Source organism: Streptantibioticus cattleyicolor NRRL 8057 = DSM 46488 (assembly GCF_000240165.1).
Lineage (GTDB): Bacteria > Actinomycetota > Actinomycetes > Streptomycetales > Streptomycetaceae > Streptantibioticus > Streptantibioticus cattleyicolor.
Map to the genome: position 1 here is coordinate 850,325 of NC_017586.1, position 17,845 is coordinate 868,169.

The following is a 17,845-nucleotide window of genomic DNA, read 5'->3' on the forward strand; positions in this document are numbered from 1 at the left end:
GCGCCCCGGTCAGCCGCAGACCGACGGCAGGGCGCGGGCCAGCGCGGCGCGGTGCAGCGCGTCGAGGTGGAGTTCGCGGCCGACCTCGAGGTATTCCAGGCCGAGGTGGGCCGGGCAGGAGCGGGCGGCGCGGGCGGTGGCGGTGCCGGCGATGGCGTGCACCAACCGGTCGCCCAGTTCGTTGAGTTCGGCCCGGACCGCGGCCAGGTCGGGGCGGACCGGCGGCACCGTGCGGGGGTCGGCGGTCCACCGCCGGTACAGGCCGCGCTGGACGACCTTGCTCGCCTCGATCTGGTCGCGGAAGATCCGCCTGGTCACCGCCGGATCGGCGCCCAGCCGCACCGCCTCGGCCGCCGCGCCGTCCAGCACCTGCCGCTCGCGCGCGGGGTCGTCGATCGGCGCGGAGGTGCCCCACTTGGCCGCGGCCACCTGGTCCGAGACGAGCACGCGCCGCGCGGCCAGGCGTACCACCGGGTCGAGGGCGCCGTGACCCGGGGCGGACACGGTGCGGCCGGCCGGCGGTGCGGGGTGCGGGTCGGCGGCGGCCGGGGCGACGGCGCCGGCCAGGAGCGCGGCGGTGGCCAGCAGGACACGGAACGGCTTGCACAGGCGCACGGTGGGCCCCTTCGGTCGGACGGCTTTCCCCGGCCATGATGGCGTACCCCGGGCGCGGAACGGCAGCCTTGGCGCATCGAGTTGACCCCGCGTCAGATGGCGCGGTCGCGGCCGGCCCAGTAGGGCTCGCGCAGCCGCCGTTTGTAGAGCTTGCCGTTGGGGTCGCGGGGCATCTCGGTGACGAAGTCGACGGAGCGGGGGCGTTTGTAGGCGGCCAGCCGTGCTTCGCAGTGGGCGAGGACGGAACGGGCCAGCTCCTCGTCGGGCCGGTGGCCGGGGGCGGGTTCGACCACCGCCTTGACCTCCTCGCCCCAGTCGTCGTGCGGGACCCCGAAGGCGGCGGCGTCGGCCACCCCGGGGTGGGAGAGCAGCACGGCCTCGATCTCGGCGGGGTAGATGTTGACCCCGCCGGAGATGATCAGGTCGATCTTGCGGTCGCGCAGGAAGAGGTAGCCGTCCTCGTCCAGGTAGCCCAGGTCGCCGACGGTGAAGAAGTCACCGATGCGGCCCCGCCGGGTCTTCTCGGCGTCCTTGTGGTAGCTGAAGCCGCCGGTGCGCATGGTCAGGTAGACGGTGCCCACCTCGCCGGCCGGGAGCCGCCGCCCCTCGTCGTCGAAGACCGCGATCTCGCTGATCGGCCAGGCCCGGCCGACCGTGCCGGGGCGGGCCAGCCATTCGGCGGCGGTGGCGAAGGTGCCGCCGCCCTCGCTGGCCGCGTAGTACTCCTCCACGCACGGCCCCCACCAGTCCAGCATCGCCCGCTTGATGTGTTCCGGGCACGGGGCGGCGCCGTGGAAGGCGTGCCGCATGCTGGAGACGTCGTAGCCCTCGCGTACCTTCTCCGGCAGCGCGATCAGGCGGTGGAACTGGGTGGGCACCATGTGGGTGTGGGTGACCCGGTGGCGTTCGATCAGCCGCAGCATCTCCTCCGGGAGCCACTTGTCCATCACCACCACGAGGTGGCCCAGGTGGAGCGCGGCGGCGGCGAACTGGAGCACGGCGGTGTGGTAGAGCGGCGAACACACCAGGTGCACGTTGTCGTCGAAGGGGCGGACCCCGAAGATGCCGAGGAATCCGCCGAGGCTGCCCTCCTCCGGCGGACGGCCGGTCAGCGGGCGGCGCACCCCGCGCGGGCGGCCGGTGGTGCCGGAGGTGTAGTTCATCACGGCGCCGGCGGTGCGGGCGTCCGGCGCGGTGCCGGGGTGGGCGGCGAGCCAGTCGTCGTAGGAGGCGAACCCCTCGGCGGCGCCCACCACGTAACGGCGGTCGCCGGGCAGCCCGGCCTCGTCCGCGGCGGCCCGGGCGGCCCGCGCGTGGCGTTGGTGGCAGATGACCACCTTGGCCTCGGAGTCGGCGGTGATCCAGGCGATCTCCGGCCCGGTCAGGTGGTGGTTGACCGGCACCAGGTAGAACCCGGCCTGGGCGGCGGCGAGATAGGCGGTGAAGAACTCCGGGCCGTTGGGGAGCACCACGGCGAAGGAGTCGCCGGGGCGCAGGCCGTGCGCGCGCAGCGCGTGCACCAGCCGGTTGGCGGCGGTGTGCAGCCTCCCCGCGGACCACGGCGTGCCGTCGGGGGCGATGAGCACCGTGCGGTCGGGGTCGGCGGCGGCCTGGCGCCAGAAGCCGTTGGTGTTGGCGGCCAGGTGGGCGTCGGCGGGTGCGGACACGGTCGGGCACCTCCTCAGTCGCGGGCGGCGATCCGGCTGAGCCGGGCCATCGCCCGCTCGAAGCCACGGGTGAGGTCGTCGAAGACCGCCTGGACGGGGCGTTCCCGGTCGAGTTGTCCGACGATCTGTCCGACCGGGGTGCCCAGCAGCGGTTCGACCTCGTACTTCTGGATGCGGGAGACCGCCTCGGCGACGAGCATGCCCTGCAACGGCATGGGCAGCGGGTCGGGGGTGCCTGCGGCGTCCCACGCGTCGGTCCAGACGGTGCGCAGTTGGCGGGCGGGTTTGCCGGTCAGGGCGCGGGAGCGGACGGTGTCGCCGGAGCCGGCGGCCAGCAGCTTGCGGGTGAGCGCCGCGGAGTGGAGTTCGGCCTCGGTGGTGGTGAGCCAGACCGAGCCGAGCCAGACGCCCTGGGCGCCGAGCGCGAGGCCGGCGGCGATCTGCTCACCGGTGCCGATCCCGCCTGCGGCGAGCACCGGCAGCGGGTCGACGGCCCGGACCACCTCGGGGGTGAGCACCATGGTGGTGATCTCGCCGGTGTGGCCGCCCGCCTCGTAGCCCTGCGCCACCACGATGTCGATGCCGGCGTCCCGGTGGCGTACCGCGTGCCGGGCGCTGCCGGCCAGCGCGGCGGTGAGCACCCCGTGCTCCCTGGCGCGGCGCACCACGTCCGGCGGCGGCGGGCCGAGCGCGTTGGCCAGCAGCGCCACGGGGTGGTCGAAGGCCACGTCGAGCTGGGAGCGGGCGACCTCCTCCAGCCAGCCGGTGATCCGCCAGCCGGACTCCTCGCCGTCCGCCAGCTCGGGCACGCCGTGCTCGGCCAGCGTCTCGCGGACGAACTTCCGGTGGCCCTCGGGGATCATCGCCTCGATGTCGGCCACCGAGACGCCCTCCACCTTCCTGGCCGGCATCACCACGTCGAGCCCGTAGGGGCGGCCGGCGCAGTGCGCGTCGAGCCAGTCGAGGTCCCGGGCGAGTTCGCCGGGGGCGCCGTAGCGCACCGCACCCAGCACGCCGAGTCCGCCCGCCCGGCTGATCGCCGCGGCCACCGCCGGGAACGGGGTGAAGCCGAAGACCGCGTACTCGATGCCCAGTCGGTTGCTCAGCTCCGTCCGCATGGGGGCAGCATGCCGCACCCGGCGGAAGAGGGGAAGAGGGCTCCTGACACAACGTCAGTTCTATGTCTGACGTTGTGTCAGTCTATGGACCCGGAAGCGCGCCCGCCCTCCGGCGCGGCCTGCCGCGATGCCAGCCTAACCAGGCAGTTGGCCACGTCCTCGCGGGCGCTCACCGTCGCCGGGTGGTCCGCGCCGAGCACCCGGGTACGGGCGTCGGCCACCGCCTGGTAGGTCTCGCACGCCTGCGCCCAGTGGCCCAGCCAGCCCAGGGCCACCGCGATCTCCCGGCGGCTGACCAGGGTGTCGGGGTGGTCCGGGCCGAGCACCCGGGCGCGGGCCGCGTGGACCTCCCGGGCCAGGGCGAGCGCCTCCGTCCAGCGGCCGAGGCGGCCCAGGTTGACCCCGCGCCCGTGCTGCGCGCGCAACGTGTCCGGATGGCCGGGCCCGAGCACCCGGGTACGGGCGGCCACCACCTCCTCGTACCGCTGGAGCGCCTCGGCGGCGTGGCCGAGGCGGCCCAGGCAGAAGCCGGCCTCGTAGCGGGCGGTGAGGGTGTCGGGGTGGTCCGGGCCCAGGACGGCGGCGGCGAGCCGGGCCAACTCCTCGTACTCGGCGAGCGCTTCCTGGGTGCGGCCCAGGTCGCGCAGGGTGGCGGCGAGCCGGGCGCGGGCCGCCAGGGTGCCGGGGTGGGCGGCGGGCCTGGGCACCGGCCCGGTGAGCGCGGCCAGCGGGGTCACGGCCGGCCGCGGCGGCCTCGGACGGGGCGCCGCCGGGCCGGGCGCCAGCCGGCCGGCCCACCCCGGGGCCGCGTCGTGCGGCCGGATCGCGGCGAGCCGCTTGGCGACCACCGAGGCGTCCCGGGGGCGCTCGGCGGGGTCCTTGGCCAGCAGGTCGAGCACGAGCCGGTCGAACGCCTCGGGCAGTTCGGGGCGGCGCAGCCGCGGCGGCTCGGGCGGGGTGTCCCGGTGGGCGACGAGCACCGCCCAGGCGTCCCCGACGTCGAACGGCGGCGTACCGGTGGCCAGTTCGTACAGCACGCAGCCGAACGAGTACAGGTCGCTGCGGTGGTCCACGGCGTCGCCGGCGATCTGTTCGGGGGACATGTACTGCGGGGTGCCCATGGCGGTGCCGGTGCCGGTGAGGCGGGCGGTGAAGCCGGCGTCGTGGCCGAGGCGGGCGATGCCGAAGTCGCAGATCTTCACCGCGCCGTCGGCCAGCCGCACCACGTTGGCGGGCTTGAGGTCCCGGTGCACCACGCCGTGCGCGTGGGTGTAGGCGAGCGCCGCGGCCACCTGGCCGGCGATGTCGAGCACGTCGGGCACCGGCAGCGGCACGCGTTCGCCGTCCTCCAGCAACTGCGCCAGGTTACGGCCGTGCAGCAGCTCCATGACGAGGTAGAGCAGCCCGTCGTCCTCGCCGAAGTCGTGCACCACGGTGATCCCGTGGTGCTGGAGCGAGGCGGCCACCCGGGCCTCGCGGCGGAACCGTTCCCGCAGCACGTCGAGTCGGGCCGGGTCGGCGGCGACGCCGTACGGCCGCAGCGCCTTGACCGCCACGTCCCGGCCGAGCGCCTCGTCGTGGGCGCGCCACACCTCGCCCATACCGCCGCGGCCGATCCGTTCGATCAGCCGGTACCGCTCCCGGATCAGCCCGTCGTCCCCCATCGCAAGCCGCCGCCCCGTCGGTCACACGTCAGTCGGCGTTGGCGTCCCCCTCGTGACCAGTATCCCCGGCGCGGCGCCCGGAGCTACCCCCCGGTCACCGGCGCACCCGTGGCATGCCCAGGCCGATCCAGGAGATGATCTCGCGCTGGATCTCGTTGTTGCCGCCGCCGAAGGTGAAGATGACGGCGCTGCGGTAGCCGCGTTCCAGCTCGCCGTGGAGGACCGCACCGGCCGAGCCCTCGCGCAACGGGCCCGCGGCGGCGGCCACTTCCATCAGCCAGGCGTACACCTCGCGGCGGGCCTCGGAGCCGTAGACCTTGACGGCGGAGGCGTCCTGCGGGGTGAGCGCGGAACGCTGGAGTGCGTCCACCATGCGCCAGTTGAGCAGCCGCATCGCCTCCAGCCGGACGTGGGCGGCGGCCAGCCGGCGACGCACCCAGCCCAGGTCGATCACCCGCCGGCCGTCGTCGAGCCGGGTCCGCGCCGCCCAGTCGCGCACGTCGCGCAGGGCGCGGATCGCCATGGTGCCGTGCGCGGCCAGCGTGACGCGCTCGTGGTTGAGCTGGGTGGTGATCAGCCGCCAGCCCTCGTTCTCGGCGCCCACCCGGCGGCTCACCGGCACCCGTACGTTCTCGTAGTAGCTGGCCGTGGTGTCGTGGCCGGCCAGGGTGCGGATCACGGTGCACGAGTAGCCGGGGTCGTCGGTGGGCACCAGCAGCATGCTGATGCCCTTGTGCGGCGGGGCGTCGGGGTCGGTGCGCACCGCGAGCCAGACCCAGTCGGCGGTGTCGCCGTTGGTGGTCCAGATCTTCTGCCCGTTGACCACGTAGGTGTCGCCGTCGCGCACCGCGCGGGTGCGCAACGCGGCGAGGTCGGTGCCGGCGTCGGGTTCGCTGTAGCCGATGGCGAAGTCGATCTCGCCGGAGAGGATCCTGGGCAGGAAGTACGCCTTCTGCTCCTCGGTGCCGAACTGCATGATGGTCGGACCCACCGTGTTGAGCGCCATCAGCGGCAGCGGCACCCCGGCCTGGGCGGCCTCGTCGAAGAAGACGAACTGCTCGGCCGGGGTCAGCCCGCGTCCGCCGTACTCCGTCGGCCAGCCGACGCCGAGCCAGCCGTCGCTGCCGAGCCGGCGGACGGTGCGCCGGTAGAACTCCTTCTGCCGGGCGGGTTCGGCATGCCGGGCGTAGGCGTTCTCGGGTACCAACTCGGCGAAGTAGGACCGCAGTTCACTGCGCAGGCGCTGCTGCTGCGGGGTGCTTCGAAGGTGCACGGCCCCTCCCAGGGTGCGGCGGTTCCCGGCGGCGCGCGGGCGGCGGCGCCCGGTGCGCGGCACACGGTAGAACGCGTTGCAGAAATCCGGAAGGGCCGGGCGCCCGTCAGCACCGGGCGGATCCGGCGGCGACCGTGGCGGCCTCGTCGGCGTGCACGTGGTAGACGGCGTACGCGCGCCGGATGACCGGCTGGGCCACGTTGCGCACCCGGACCCCGCCGGCGGTCAGGCCGTGTTCGCTGCCCGCGTGGGCGTGGCCGTGCACGGCGAGGTCGGCCCCGGCCCCGTCGATCGCTTCGGCCAGCAGGTAACTGCCGAGGAACGGATAGATCTCCAGCGGCTCCCCGGCGAGGGTGTCGGGCACCGGGGAGAAGTGCGTCAGCACGACGCGTACCGCGCAGCCATCGGCGGCCAGCCCCTCCAGCGCGCCGCGCAGGCCCTCGGCACACCGCTTGGTGTACCGGATGAACGCCTTCATCTCCGGCTCCCCGAAGTCGCCGCCGCTGCGCCCCGCGAATCCGCCGCCGAACCCCTTGGTGCCGGCCACCCCGACCCGGGTGCCGGCCAGATCGAGCACGGTGCCCCCGCACTCCAGGACGGTGACCCCGGCGTCGGCGAGCACGGCGGTGATCTCGTCCTGCTGGTCGGAGTGGTAGTCGTGGTTGCCGAGTACGGCCACCACCGGCACCGCGAGCCCGGCGACCTCGTCGGCGACCACCCGGGCCTCCTCGACCGTGCCGTGCCGGGTCAGGTCCCCGGCGAGCAGCAACAGGTCGGCGCATTGCGGCAACGCCTCGAAGGCGGGGCGCAGCAGCCCGCGGCTGTCGTCGCCCATGTGGATGTCCCCGACGGCTGCGACACGGATCATGCCAGGTCCTCCGGGTGGTCGGGGGCGGTCGCGTCGGCGAGCACCAGATCGCTGCGGAGCGGTACGTCGCCCAGTTCCTCCCGGGCGACGCGCAGGATCTCCTCGCGGCAGCCGGCGGTGGGCACGGTGCCGGTGAGCAGCACGCCGTCGCCGCGCGCCTCGGCCCGTACGCCGAGTTCGGCGGTGGGGTCGGCGGCCAGCCGCTCCCGCAGCCGGGCCACCCGGTACTCGGTGGTGTCCGCACCGGTCATGGCGCTCCCTCGGATGGTTCGGACCGGTCGCTCCGGTCGATGACGTCCAGTCGTTCGAGGAGGTAGAAGAAGGCGGCGGGCATCGGGTCGGCCCCCAGGTCGCGGCGGAGCCGGTCCCAGTCGACCTTCTCCCGCAGCGTGCGGGCCACCGGCAGCACGGCCCCGAAGTCGCAGTGGTGCTCGGAGAACGCCGCGATCAGACTGCCGACCAGATCGGTGGCGGTGAGCACCGGCATCCGCACCGAGTCCACCGACAGGACCTCCGCGCGGTCCAGGACCTCCCGGGTGATCGGACGGTGGGCCAACTCGAAGATCAGGTCCACCTCGGCGCCCCCGCACCGCGCCTTGATCAGCCAGTCCTCCGGTGGATGACGCACCTCGATCCCGGCCCGCCGCAACGTCGCGGCCACCGCGTCGGCGTCCTCCCGCCGCACGCAGAAATCCGCGTCGTGCTGCAACCCGGTGGCCACCCCGTGCGCGTACGCCGCCACACTCCCGGCCAACGCGAACGGCTCAGGCGCCGCCTTGAGCAACGCGCCGACGCGCTTGGCGGCCTCCAGGATGGACTGCGTGCGGTCGGGCGGGAGGGGGTGGGCCGGGGCGGTGGCGCCCGGCCCGTCGGACGCGGATGCGCCGCCCCCGGCGGCGGCGCGTGACGCGCCGGGCGCGGCGGAGTCGGCTTGAGCGATGGCGCCCGGCACGCCCGAGCGGTCCCGGGCGGCAGCGCCCGTCGTGTCGGGCGCGGACGTACGGTCCCGGCCGGCGGCGCCCGGCTCGGCCGTTCCGCCCCCGGCGACTCCTGGCGCCTCGGGCGCGGACGTGCCGTCCCGGGAGGCGACGCTCGCCGCGTCGCGTCCGACCGTGCCGTCCCAAGCGGCAGCACCCGGCGCGCCGCGCCCCGGCGTACCGTCGGCGCCGGATGCCGTCACCCCATGGGCCGGCGGGCCGGCGCGTACCGGGCCGGCGCGGGTCGGGCCCTCGTACGCCGGGTCGCTCTGGGCCGCCGGGCGGCCGGGGGCCGGGCCGTCCGGGCCGGGGATGTCGTCCGTGTCACGCATCACCGCCACCCCGTCACCGTTGTCGTCACCGTGATCACCGCGCAGGGGTCGGGTACCCAGTGGGCCGGGTCGGACACGTGGGGCGGCGGGTCAGTGGGTGGGAGGCGTGGCGAGGCGGGCGCCCGCCTCGCCGGACCGGGACGGCGTCGAGGCCGTCGCGGGCGGCGGCCAGGGCGCACGCCCGCCGGCCTCGGAGACCGCGGCGGCCAGCCGTCCGACGGCCACCCCGCCCATCGGCGCCAGGGCGACGGGGTGCCGCACCCCGGCCAGTTCGGTGAAGGCGGTTGGCAGCGTCATCGCACCACTGTCACCGTACGGTGCGGGCGAACGCCGGAGCACGCCGCACAGTTGACGTGCCGTCAGCTCTCGCCGAGTACCGTTCCGAGCTGTTCCAGTACCCCGGGCCACCCCTCGCCCATGCCGTGGTAGGCGGCCCTGCCCATCGGGGAGTCGAGGTCGAACCCGGCGTGTTCGAGGAGGAGCCTGGTGCCGTCGCCCTCCGGCACCAGGCGCCAGGTGATCAGGGTGTCGAGGGCGCCTTCGGCGAAGCGGTAGCTCAGCAGGCGTTCGGGCTCGACGGCGGTCACCTCGCAGGGCTGCTCGCCCCAGGGGCCCATGTCGAGGCTGAAGCGGTGGCCCACCACGGGCCGTACGTCCCCGGCCGCCCACCAGCGGGCGTGCGGTTCGGGGTCGGTCAGGGCACGCCAGACCACGGCGGGCGGACGGGGCAGGAACTGGTCGCAGTGGATGACGGCCGGATCGGTCACGGGTTCTCCTCGTCAAGCAGTTCGGCGAGCGAGCGCAGGCGCCCCCGCCAGTACCGCTCGAAGGGGTGCAGCCAGTCGCCGACCTCTTCCAGCCGACGGGGTTCGAGGTGGTAGAACCGCTGCCGGCCACGGGGCTCCTCGCGCACCAGGCCGGCCTGGCGCAACACCTGGAGGTGCTCGGATATCGCGGGGCGGCTCAGCTCGAACTCGCTCACCAGGTCGTTCACCGCGCGAGGCCCGTCCCGCAGCGCGTCGAGCAAGTGGCGGCGCACCGGGTTGGCCAGCGCGCCGAAGACGTCGGTCGGCACGCCACCGACGTTACGTCGGAGATTTCCGACGCGTCAATCCGGGCTCGGCCCGACGGGTACCCGTACTTCGCGACGTACCTGGTCACACCGGCCCCACCGGCCCCGGCCACGGTCTAGGCTCCCCGGTATGGCCACCGTCATCGAACTGATCTACTACCCCGTCAAGGGGTGCGCCGGCACGTCGGTGCACGGCGCCCGCCTCACCCCGGCCGGGATCGCCCACGACCGGAGCTTCATGGTGGTGGGAGCGGACGGGGTGGCGCGTACTCAGCGGCGGGACCCGCTGCTGGCCACCGTGCGCCCCGAGATCACCACGGACGGCGCACACCTGACCCTTCGCGCCCCCGGCATCGACGCGGTGACCCTCGCCGTGGACACCGAGGGCCCGCGGCGCGGCGTGGAGCTGTTCGGCGAGCCCTACCAGGGCATCGACCAGGGCGACACGGTGGCCGGGTGGCTCTCCCAGGTGCTCGGGGCGGAGAGCCGGCTGGTGCGCGTGCCGCCGGAGCACGCCCGCCCGACGGACGGCCTGACGCCGGGGACCTGCGGGTACGCCGACAGCAACGCCCTCCTCGTCGCTTCGACGGCCTCGCTGGAACTGCTCAACGAACGGATCACGGCGCGCGGGGCCAAGCCGCTGCCGATGTCGCGCTTCCGGGCCAACATCGTGCTCGCCGGATGGGACGAGCCGCACACCGAGGACCGGGCGCGCCGTGTTCTGGCGGGCGGGGCCGAACTCGGTTACGCCAAGCCCGCCATCCGCTGCGCCGTCACCCTGGTCGACCAGGAGACCGGCGCCCGGCGCGGTCCGGAACCGCTGCGCAGCCTCGCCGACTACCGCAGGGCGGCCGGTGGCGGGGTGGCCTTCGGCGCCAAGTTCTCGGTGGTGCGCCACGGTGACCTCGCCGTGGGCGACGAGGTCACCGTGGCCTCCTGGGGCGCCTCGGAGGTGTGAACCCCCGTCCGTTCAGCGGTTGTACGGGGTGGTGAGCAGCGTCCGTACCACGTGGCCCGCGGAGTCCACCCCGGAGCTGCCGCCCTCGACCAGGGAGGCCACCGCTATGTCGTCGTCGTAGGCGGTGAACCAGCCGGTGGTGCTGTCGCCCACCTCGGCGGTGCCGGTCTTGGCGCCGGCGCCGGGCAGGCCGCCCAGGCGCGGGGTGGCGGTGCCGTGGTCGACGGCGGCGCGCATCATCTCCCGCAGGGCGGACGCCGTCGCCGGGGAGAGCGGCCGGGACGCCGGGGTCTGCGGCTGGCCGGGCAGGATGACCGGCTGGTGGAAGGCGCCGTCCCGCACGGTGGCCGCCAGCGAGGCGACCACCAGCGGGCTCATCGTCACCTGTCCCTGGCCGATGAACTGGGCCGCCTTGTCGCTCCCTCGCGGCTGCGCCGGGATGCTGGGGTCGGCGGTCTGCACCCCGCCGCCGATCGACCACGACCCCAGCCCGAAGACCTGCTGCGCCTCGTCGTGCAGGGCGGACGCCTCGTCGCCGTGGACCAGGTAGCGGAAGCCGTCGTAGATGAAGGCGGTGTTGCAGGAGACGGCGAACGCCTCCTCGATGGTGGAGCCCGGGTTCACCGGCACGTCGGCCTCGTTGTGGAACGCCTGCCCGGCGGCGACCTGTTCCTTGTTGCACGGCGCCGGGCTGCTCGGCGTCATCCCCGTCCGGTCGAAGAGCGCCGCGGCGGTGACGATCTTCAGGGTGGAGCCGGGGGCCAGCGCCGCGTTGATCGCGGTGTTGCCGTCGGTGCCGTGGTAGGCGATGGCCAGGATGTGCCCGGTGCGCCGGTCGAGGGCGGCCACCGAGGCGCGCTTGCCGCCGAGCTGCGGGTCGAGCACCGCCCGTTCCGCCGCCGCCTGGAGGCCGGGGTCGATGGTGGTGGTCACCGAGGGCAGCTCGGGCGCCTGGAACGTCTTGACCGCCGAGACCTTCTCGCCGGAGCCGTCCACCACGGCCACCCCGCTGCCGCTGTCCTGGCCGGCGCCCGGGGCGTGGTGGCCGATGGTGGCGATGATCTCGGTGAGCGAGGGATAGTGGTCGGCGGTGAGCACCGTCCTGCCGTCCCTGGCGACCACCGAGGCGGTGGCGGCCTGGGCCGGCAGCGCCCCGGCCGCCAGCGACTGGCCGTCCTTGAGCGCGGGGTGGAGCACCGAGGCCGCCCAGTGCACGGCGGGCCGTCCGCCGCCGGAGACCACGTCGAGGGCGCCCGGGTACGTCCAGGTGCCGCCGGCCACCTCGGCGGTGACCGTGAAGGTGACCCGGGTGGCCCGGGTCAGCTGCGGGTCGGGTCCGGCCGCGGTGACGCCGTCGAAGTTCACCCGGGTCAGCTTCAGCCCGTCGTGGTACCCCTGGAGGGCCGCGCGGGCGGCTTCTGGCGCGTCCGTGTCGCCCGCCGCGCCCTGGTAGTGGCCGGGGCCCGCCGCCCAGCCGTCGAGGAAGGACCGGGCGAGCTTGACGGACTGCTCGTCACCGGGCGCGGTGCCCGATCCGGCCTCGGTCGATCTCGCCTGGGGCCCCGCCGAGTGGCCGCCGGCCAGGGCGTCGACGACGTTGTACGCGCCGAACCCCCCGGCTCCCAGCACGGCCACGCAGCCGATGGTCAGCCCCGCCTTCACCGCTTTGTGCATCGTGTTCCCCACCCCCTGGGCGGCCCCTCGCCGCCCCTGTGTCCACGGTTCTCCTCTGCCGCCCCCCCCGCCCGGTCGGCCGCGGGGCGTCCTTGCGTCACCTCTTCGCGTACCGCCGCAACCGGGAGCGTACGGCCCGCTGTGCGACCGGTCCCAGGTCCTCCAACGCGCCGAAGAGCGCGGCCAGTTGGGGCAGCGCGTCGAAGGCGCGGGCGGCGCCTTCGGGGTCGGTGCCCTCGTACAGTTCGAGGCCGGTGAAGGCCGCGCAGACGGCCCTGGCCACGCCGCCCACGTCGAGGATTCCGGCCAGCGGGGTGCCGGCCAGCAGCCGGGTCACCACCTGCTCGACCTCCTCGGTCCACAGCGCGAGCCCGGCCGCCGTCGCGGCGGCGAGCCTGGGGTGCGTCTGCGCCCCGGCCAGCAGCTGCCCGAGGACGGCGACCTGGCCGCCGTCGCGTTCGGTGTCGTGCAACTCCCTGGCGAGCGCCAGGAGTCCGGCGAAGTCGCGTACCTCGCGCAGCCGTTCCCGGTAGCCGGCGATGCGCTGCTCGGCGCCGAACCGGCAGGCGGCGGCGAGCAGTTCGTCCACGGTGCCGAAGTGGTAGAAGACCAGCGCCTGGTTGACGCCGGCCGCCGCGGCGACGGACCGGGCCGACGTCCTGGCGATGCCCTGCCGTGTCACCACCGCCAGCGCGCCGGCGAGCAGCTTGGTGCGCGTGTCGTCCCCCACCGACGGCCCTCCGGCCCCCGGCCTGCCGCCGGGTTGAGCACTCGCTCAACGTCACGAACCGTACGCCGGTTTGAGCGACCGCTCAAGAGCGGCCCGGAGCACGCGGCGGCTTCCGGCGGCGCCGGCCGCGGAAACACCGCGTGGCCGATGCGTACCGAGGGCCGTCCCTGGGCAGCGCTAACTTGCCCGATTGTCGTACGTACCCTGGACGTACTCGCGCACTGTGCCCCACGCACCGCACGGGAGGACCACGTGAAGATGCTGATCAATGTCCCCGAGACGGTGGTCGCCGACGGATTGCGGGGGCTGGCAGCGGCCCACCCGGAGCTGACGGTGGACCCCGACACGCGGGTGGTGGTCCGGCGGGACGCGCCCGTCGCGGGCAAGGTGGGCCTGGTCTCCGGCGGCGGCAGCGGGCACGAACCGCTGCACGCCGGCTTCGTCGGCCCCGGCATGCTGGACGCGGCGTGCCCGGGCGAGATCTTCACCTCCCCGGTGCCCGACCAGATGGTGCGGGCGGCGGCGGCCGTGGACAGCGGCGCCGGCGTCCTGTTCGTGGTCAAGAACTACACCGGGGACGTGCTCAACTTCGAGATGGCCGCGGAGCTGGCGGAGGACGAGGGCGTCCAGGTGACCTCGGTCCTGGTCGACGACGACGTGGCGGTCACCGACAGCACGTACACCGCGGGGCGGCGCGGCACCGGCGGCACCCTGTTCGTGGAGAAGCTGGCCGGCGCCGCCGCCGAGGAGGGCGCCCCGCTGGACCGGGTGGCCGCCCTCGCCCGCCGGGTCAACGACTCCTGCCGCAGCTTCGGCGTGGCCCTCGCCGCCTGCACCACCCCGGCCAAGGGCACCCCCACCTTCGACCTGCCCGCCGGTGAGCTGGAGCTGGGCATCGGCATCCACGGCGAGCCCGGCCGGGAACGCCGCGGCATGATGACCGCCCGGGAGATCGCCGACGTCACCGTGGACGCCGTCGTCGGCGACCTGCGGCCGGACGGCCCGGTGCTGGCGCTGGTCAACGGCATGGGCGCCACCCCGTTGCTGGAGCTGTACGGCTTCAACGCCGAGGTGCACCGGGCGCTCACCGAACGCGGCATCGCGGTGGCGCGCACCCTGGTCGGCAACTACGTCACCTCGCTGGACATGGCCGGCTGCTCGCTGACGCTGTGTGCCGCCGACGACGAACTGCTGCGGCTGTGGGACGCCCCGGTACGCACCCCGGCGCTGCGCTGGGGCCGCTGACCCGCTCGACGCCCGTCCGCGAACCGCCGGCCCACGGCCGGCACAACGGGAGGAACGCACCGTCCATGAACACCCCCGCATCGACCACCGAACCGGTCGTCGACACCGAGTTCGCCCGCCGCTGGCTGGAGACGGCCACCGCGGCCGTGACGCGCGAGGCCGACCGGCTCACCGAACTCGACTCGCCCATCGGCGACGCCGACCACGGCGCCAACATGCGGCGCGGCTTCACCGCCGCGCGCGACGCCGTGGCCAAGGAACCCCCGGACACCCCCGGCCGGCTGCTCGTCCGGGTCGGCCGGGAACTGATCAGCACCGTCGGCGGCGCCTCCGGGCCGCTCTACGGCACCCTGCTGCGCCGGACCGGCAAGGCGCTCGGCGAGGCGGCCACGGCCACCCCGGAGCAGCTGGGCGACGCGCTGCGCGCCGGGGTCGACGCGGTGGCCCAGCTCGGCGGCGCCGCCCCGGGCGACAAGACGATGCTGGACGCGCTGGTGCCGGCCACCGAGGCGCTGGCGTTCGCGCTGGACGCGGGCGCCGGGCTGGCCGAGGCGCTGGCCGCGGCCCGGTCCGCCGCCGACGAGGGGGCCGCCGCCACCGTGCCGATGCTCGCCCGCAAGGGCCGGGCGAGCTACCTCGGGGAGCGCAGCGTGGGCCACCAGGACCCGGGGGCCACCTCGGCGGCGCTGCTGGTGGCGGCGCTGGCCTCGGCGGCGGGCGCGGCCACCGGGGACGCGCGATGAGCGCCCCGGCCGGACGGGTCGGCGTCGTCCTGGTCTCGCACAGCGCCGAGGTGGCCGCCTCGGTCGCCGATCTCGCCCGCAAGCTGGCGGCCGGCGGTGCCGCCGCCGACGTCGCCCCGGCCGGCGGCACCCCGGACGGCGGCACCGGCACCAGCTCGGCGCTGATCACCGAGGCGGTCCGCGCGGTGGACTCCGGCGCCGGGGTCGCCGTCCTCGCCGATCTGGGCAGCGCGGTGCTCACCGTCAAGGCGCTGCTGGAGGACGGCGAGCTGCCCGAGGGCACCCGGCTGCTCGACGCGCCGTTCGTCGAGGGGGCGGTGGCCGCCGTGGTCACCGCGTCGGCCGGGGCGGACCTGGACGCGGTCGCCGCGGCGGCCCGGGAGGCGTACGACTACCGCAAGGTGTGAGCGCCCGCGGGTCGGACCACCCCGGTGACCGCTTGGCCGGGGGCCTGGAACCAGGTGGTCGGCTCGTCGCCGACCGCCTGCCTGATCCGGGCCAGGCATCCGTCGCCCAGCGGCGGCAGGGCGTCCAGCGGGAACCAGCCGACCTCGGTCGACTCGTCGTCGTTGACCCGCGCCTCGCCGCCGACCGCGCGGCACAGGAAGGTGATGGACATGTACTGCACCTGGTCGCCGTTGGGGTAGGCGACCGGCTCCTCGGTCCAGACGCTGAGCACCCGTTCCGGCACCGCGTGCACCGCGGTCTCCTCCTGGATCTCGCGCACCACGGCCTCGGCGGGCTGCTCACCCGGCTCCGGGATGCCGCCGACCACCGTCCACCGGCCGTCGTCGGCCCGTCGTACCAGCAGCACCCGCCGCCGGTCGTCGAAGACCACCGCCGAGACCCCCGGCAGGAACAGCAGCCGGGTACCGATCGTCGCCCTGAGCTCACGCAGGAATTCGGGAATCGCCACGCGCCGAAGCATACGAGCGGCCGGCCGCGACCGGACCGACCAGGGAGGTCACCGGTTGCACAGCCGGCCGCCGACGCCGGTGCCGCACACCGTCACGGACGGGAACGGGCCTTGCGGGCGCTGGAGCGCAGCCGGTCCCGGATGGCGGTCACCGCCCCCTCCGGGTCGTCCACGGTGATCGTGAACCGCCGTCCCTCACCGAGGTCGAGCACGAGACCGGGGCCCCGCCGGACCACCACGGCGGTGCCCAGACCGGGCCGCCAGCGGTATCCCCAGCCACCCCAGCCGCACGGGCTGATCCACGGCACCATCTGGGCCGAGGCGACGTCCTCCAGCGGGATGCGGCGCCGCGGCACCCCGATGTGCCCGCAGCGCACCTCCAGGCACTCGCGGTCCACCCGCACCCGTACGTGGGTGAAGGCGAGCGTCCCGAAGAGCACCAGCAACCCGGCGGCCACACAGCCGACCACCGACATCACCAGCGGCGCCAGCCCCGATGTCCACGAGGAGTCCACGGCCAGCTCGATGCCGAGCGCCAGGCAGGCGACCCCGGCCGCGGCCAGCAGCCACTGGGCGCGATTGGTGGCGTTTCCGGTCCAGACCTCTGACGCAGGGGGCACCGCGTTACCGGCTCCTGCGGGGCGGGAGTCGTCCATGCCCCGGAGCGTACTCAAGAACCGGCCCGCTGGCACTCGCTGTGCACGGACCAGGTACGGCGGACACTGGGCCGGACGGGTGAGCCCCGGCCGTTCAGCAGGCCGCCGCGGTGGCCGCCAGCGCCTGCCCCTGCGGGTAGTGCAGCACCGCCGCCGGCAGTTCACCGGTGCGCCCGCTGAGCAGCACGGTCAGGCCGCCGGTCGGGGCGGCCTCGGGCGCGGGCCCGGCACCGATGCGCCGCAGCGCCTGGGCGGCCACCGCCTCGGCGGAGCCGTACAGGACCACCGGGGGCGCCCCGGCGGGCTGGACGGCGGCGCCGATGCGGTCGGCGACCAGCTCGTAGTGGGTGCAGCCGAGCACCACGACCCGCACGTCGGAGGGGGTACGGGTGGCGGCGTCGGCCACCGCCGCGTCGATCGCGGCGTCGTCGGCCTTGTCCAGCGCGTCCGCGAGCCCCGGGCAGGCGACCTCGGTCACCTCGACACCGGCCGCGAACTCCGCGATCAGCCGCCGCTGGTAGGGGCTGCCGGTGGTGCCCGGGGTGGCCCAGATCGCCACCGGCCCGCCGGTCTCCGCGGCCGGCTTGATCGCCGGCACGGTACCGATCACCGGCAACCACGGCTCCAGTTCGGCGCGCAGCGTCTGCAGGGCGTGCACGGAGGCGGTGTTGCAGGCCACGATGAGGGCGTCGGGACGGTGCTCGGCGGCGGCCCGCGCACACGCCAGCGCGTGCGCGGTGATGTCCTCGGGGGTCCGCGGCCCCCACGGCATGCCGTCGGGGTCGGAGGAGAGCACGAGGTCCGCGTCGGGGCGCAGCCGGCGCAATGCGGCTGCCGCCGCCAGCAGCCCGATCCCGGAGTCCATCAGCGCGATCTTCACTGGGGCGTGCCCTTCCGGTGTCGTAACGGTCCCGGCCGCCCCACCCCGCCACCCCCGGCCCCGAGCTCCCCACCCGGCACACCGGCGCGTACGGCGTGGCCACGGCCTCCGCAACTCTAATCGATCGTGTGGTGGCGGGGGGTCGGGGCGGGGTGAGGGGGGAACAGGGGTGCCGGAGGTGGACGGCACCCCACGCGACCGGACGCGCCCGGCAACGGACATGACGGGCGCCGGGCGCGCCGAAGACGGGAAGGTCATGGCGATCGAGCCACACGCACCGCGTGTGGCCGGGCGTGCCCCGGGACCTCGTCCCGCCGGATCCTCGCGCTCCGGGGCTGGTGGTGGCGGAGGTGGACGGCACCGGAGGTGACCGGGTTTGCCCGCGAACGGGAGATGGCGGCTGCTGGGCGGCCGGCGCTGGGGGCGCCCCGGAACGGACCCGTCGGGGGGCCGGGCG

Annotated in this window: 20 protein-coding genes; 4 read left to right on the forward strand and 16 right to left on the reverse strand. The window is 75.2% G+C overall.

Going from position 1 to position 17,845, the window contains the following annotated elements; all coding sequences use genetic code 11:
• Positions 1–9: 9 nt before the first annotated feature.
• From aroQ to SCATT_RS03475, 11 genes are all read right to left on the reverse strand, one after another.
• Positions 10–615, reverse strand: a complete 606-nt coding sequence (gene aroQ / locus SCATT_RS03425) for a gamma subclass chorismate mutase AroQ (protein ID WP_014141526.1) — start codon at positions 613–615, stop codon at positions 10–12.
• Positions 616–707: 92 nt separating this feature from the next.
• A complete protein-coding gene (locus SCATT_RS03430) occupies positions 708–2,282 on the reverse strand; it encodes an acyl-CoA synthetase (protein WP_014141527.1) in 1,575 nt (524 codons plus the stop codon).
• Positions 2,283–2,296: 14 nt separating this feature from the next.
• Positions 2,297–3,400 carry a nitronate monooxygenase gene (locus SCATT_RS03435; RefSeq protein ID WP_014141528.1) on the reverse strand — a complete coding sequence of 368 codons (1,104 nt, stop codon included), beginning with the start codon at positions 3,398–3,400 and terminating at the stop codon, positions 2,297–2,299.
• A 77-nt stretch (positions 3,401–3,477) separates the two neighbouring features.
• Positions 3,478–5,064 (reverse strand): serine/threonine-protein kinase, encoded by a 1,587-nt coding sequence (locus tag SCATT_RS03440; RefSeq protein WP_014141529.1) that lies wholly within the window; start codon positions 5,062–5,064, stop codon positions 3,478–3,480.
• A gap of 94 nt (positions 5,065–5,158) precedes the next feature.
• Entirely contained in the window at positions 5,159–6,337 is a 1,179-nt protein-coding gene (locus SCATT_RS03445) for an acyl-CoA dehydrogenase family protein (RefSeq protein WP_014141530.1), read from the reverse strand.
• A gap of 106 nt (positions 6,338–6,443) precedes the next feature.
• Entirely contained in the window at positions 6,444–7,205 is a 762-nt protein-coding gene (locus tag SCATT_RS03450) for a metallophosphoesterase family protein (protein ID WP_014141531.1), read from the reverse strand.
• Entirely contained in the window at positions 7,202–7,456 is a 255-nt protein-coding gene (locus tag SCATT_RS03455; RefSeq protein ID WP_014141532.1) for a BON domain-containing protein, read from the reverse strand. Before SCATT_RS03455 ends, SCATT_RS03450 begins: the two co-directional genes overlap by 4 nt.
• The gene (locus tag SCATT_RS39325) at positions 7,453–8,145 is read right to left on the reverse strand and encodes a nucleotidyltransferase family protein (protein WP_231905194.1); all 693 of its coding nucleotides are present in this window, start codon (positions 8,143–8,145) and stop codon (positions 7,453–7,455) included. The genes SCATT_RS03455 and SCATT_RS39325 overlap by 4 nt, the downstream gene beginning before the upstream one ends.
• Before the next feature lie 459 nt (positions 8,146–8,604).
• A complete protein-coding gene (locus SCATT_RS03465; RefSeq protein WP_014141534.1) occupies positions 8,605–8,811 on the reverse strand; it encodes a hypothetical protein in 207 nt (68 codons plus the stop codon).
• A gap of 62 nt (positions 8,812–8,873) precedes the next feature.
• Positions 8,874–9,281, reverse strand: coding sequence for an SRPBCC family protein (locus SCATT_RS03470; protein WP_014141535.1), 408 nt, complete (start codon positions 9,279–9,281; stop codon positions 8,874–8,876).
• Positions 9,278–9,589 (reverse strand): ArsR/SmtB family transcription factor, encoded by a 312-nt coding sequence (locus tag SCATT_RS03475; RefSeq protein ID WP_014141536.1) that lies wholly within the window; start codon positions 9,587–9,589, stop codon positions 9,278–9,280. Before SCATT_RS03475 ends, SCATT_RS03470 begins: the two co-directional genes overlap by 4 nt.
• A gap of 127 nt (positions 9,590–9,716) precedes the next feature.
• Between SCATT_RS03475 and SCATT_RS03480 the strand changes: the two genes are divergently transcribed.
• The gene (locus tag SCATT_RS03480; protein ID WP_014141537.1) at positions 9,717–10,544 is read left to right on the forward strand and encodes an MOSC domain-containing protein; all 828 of its coding nucleotides are present in this window, start codon (positions 9,717–9,719) and stop codon (positions 10,542–10,544) included.
• 12 nt (positions 10,545–10,556) lie between these two features.
• Here the strand turns inward: SCATT_RS03480 and SCATT_RS03485 are convergent, their stop codons facing one another.
• Positions 10,557–12,218: a penicillin-binding transpeptidase domain-containing protein gene (locus SCATT_RS03485; protein ID WP_014141538.1), complete on the reverse strand. Its 1,662-nt coding sequence runs from the start codon at positions 12,216–12,218 to the stop codon at positions 10,557–10,559.
• A 97-nt stretch (positions 12,219–12,315) separates the two neighbouring features.
• Positions 12,316–12,948: a TetR/AcrR family transcriptional regulator gene (locus SCATT_RS03490; protein ID WP_014141539.1), complete on the reverse strand. Its 633-nt coding sequence runs from the start codon at positions 12,946–12,948 to the stop codon at positions 12,316–12,318.
• A gap of 258 nt (positions 12,949–13,206) precedes the next feature.
• Here SCATT_RS03490 and dhaK point away from each other — a divergent pair, with 258 nt between their 5' ends.
• The 3 genes from dhaK (at position 13,207) to SCATT_RS03505 (ending at position 15,343) form a co-directional block, all read left to right on the forward strand.
• Positions 13,207–14,193 carry a dihydroxyacetone kinase subunit DhaK gene (gene dhaK / locus SCATT_RS03495; protein ID WP_173405620.1) on the forward strand — a complete coding sequence of 329 codons (987 nt, stop codon included), beginning with the start codon at positions 13,207–13,209 and terminating at the stop codon, positions 14,191–14,193.
• A gap of 65 nt (positions 14,194–14,258) precedes the next feature.
• Positions 14,259–14,936, forward strand: coding sequence for a dihydroxyacetone kinase subunit DhaL (dhaL, locus tag SCATT_RS03500; protein ID WP_014141541.1), 678 nt, complete (start codon positions 14,259–14,261; stop codon positions 14,934–14,936).
• A complete protein-coding gene (locus SCATT_RS03505; RefSeq protein WP_014141542.1) occupies positions 14,933–15,343 on the forward strand; it encodes a PTS sugar transporter subunit IIA domain-containing protein in 411 nt (136 codons plus the stop codon). The genes dhaL and SCATT_RS03505 overlap by 4 nt, the downstream gene beginning before the upstream one ends.
• Here the strand turns inward: SCATT_RS03505 and SCATT_RS03510 are convergent.
• The 3 genes from SCATT_RS03510 to SCATT_RS03520 all read right to left on the reverse strand — a co-directional run bounded on the left by SCATT_RS03510 (position 15,328) and on the right by SCATT_RS03520 (position 17,388).
• Complete coding sequence (locus SCATT_RS03510) at positions 15,328–15,852, reverse strand: NUDIX hydrolase (RefSeq protein WP_014627438.1); 525 nt, start codon at positions 15,850–15,852, stop codon at positions 15,328–15,330. The two genes, SCATT_RS03505 and SCATT_RS03510, sit on opposite strands and share 16 nt — an antisense overlap.
• A 92-nt stretch (positions 15,853–15,944) precedes the next feature.
• Positions 15,945–16,508, reverse strand: a complete 564-nt coding sequence (locus SCATT_RS03515; RefSeq protein WP_014141544.1) for a hypothetical protein — start codon at positions 16,506–16,508, stop codon at positions 15,945–15,947.
• Between the two features lie 94 nt (positions 16,509–16,602).
• Complete coding sequence (locus tag SCATT_RS03520) at positions 16,603–17,388, reverse strand: glutamate racemase (protein ID WP_014141545.1); 786 nt, start codon at positions 17,386–17,388, stop codon at positions 16,603–16,605.
• Between the last annotated feature and the right edge of the window lie 457 nt (positions 17,389–17,845).

Excerpts from the sequence above, each read along its gene's own strand:
- SCATT_RS03450 (WP_014141531.1), bottom strand. The coding sequence starts at position 7,205 with ATGATCCGTGTCGCAGCCGTCGGGGACATCCACATGGGCGACGACAGC.
- SCATT_RS03485 (WP_014141538.1), bottom strand. The coding sequence starts at position 12,218 with ATGCACAAAGCGGTGAAGGCGGGGCTGACCATCGGCTGCGTGGCCGTG.
- SCATT_RS03435 (WP_014141528.1), bottom strand. The coding sequence starts at position 3,400 with ATGCGGACGGAGCTGAGCAACCGACTGGGCATCGAGTACGCGGTCTTC.
- SCATT_RS03515 (WP_014141544.1), bottom strand. The coding sequence starts at position 16,508 with ATGGACGACTCCCGCCCCGCAGGAGCCGGTAACGCGGTGCCCCCTGCG.
- SCATT_RS03480 (WP_014141537.1), top strand. The coding sequence starts at position 9,717 with ATGGCCACCGTCATCGAACTGATCTACTACCCCGTCAAGGGGTGCGCC.
- SCATT_RS03440 (WP_014141529.1), bottom strand. The coding sequence starts at position 5,064 with ATGGGGGACGACGGGCTGATCCGGGAGCGGTACCGGCTGATCGAACGG.
- SCATT_RS03505 (WP_014141542.1), top strand. The coding sequence starts at position 14,933 with ATGAGCGCCCCGGCCGGACGGGTCGGCGTCGTCCTGGTCTCGCACAGC.
- SCATT_RS03465 (WP_014141534.1), bottom strand. The coding sequence starts at position 8,811 with ATGACGCTGCCAACCGCCTTCACCGAACTGGCCGGGGTGCGGCACCCC.
- dhaL (WP_014141541.1), top strand. The coding sequence starts at position 14,259 with ATGAACACCCCCGCATCGACCACCGAACCGGTCGTCGACACCGAGTTC.
- SCATT_RS03455 (WP_014141532.1), bottom strand. The coding sequence starts at position 7,456 with ATGACCGGTGCGGACACCACCGAGTACCGGGTGGCCCGGCTGCGGGAG.
- dhaK (WP_173405620.1), top strand. The coding sequence starts at position 13,207 with ATGCTGATCAATGTCCCCGAGACGGTGGTCGCCGACGGATTGCGGGGG.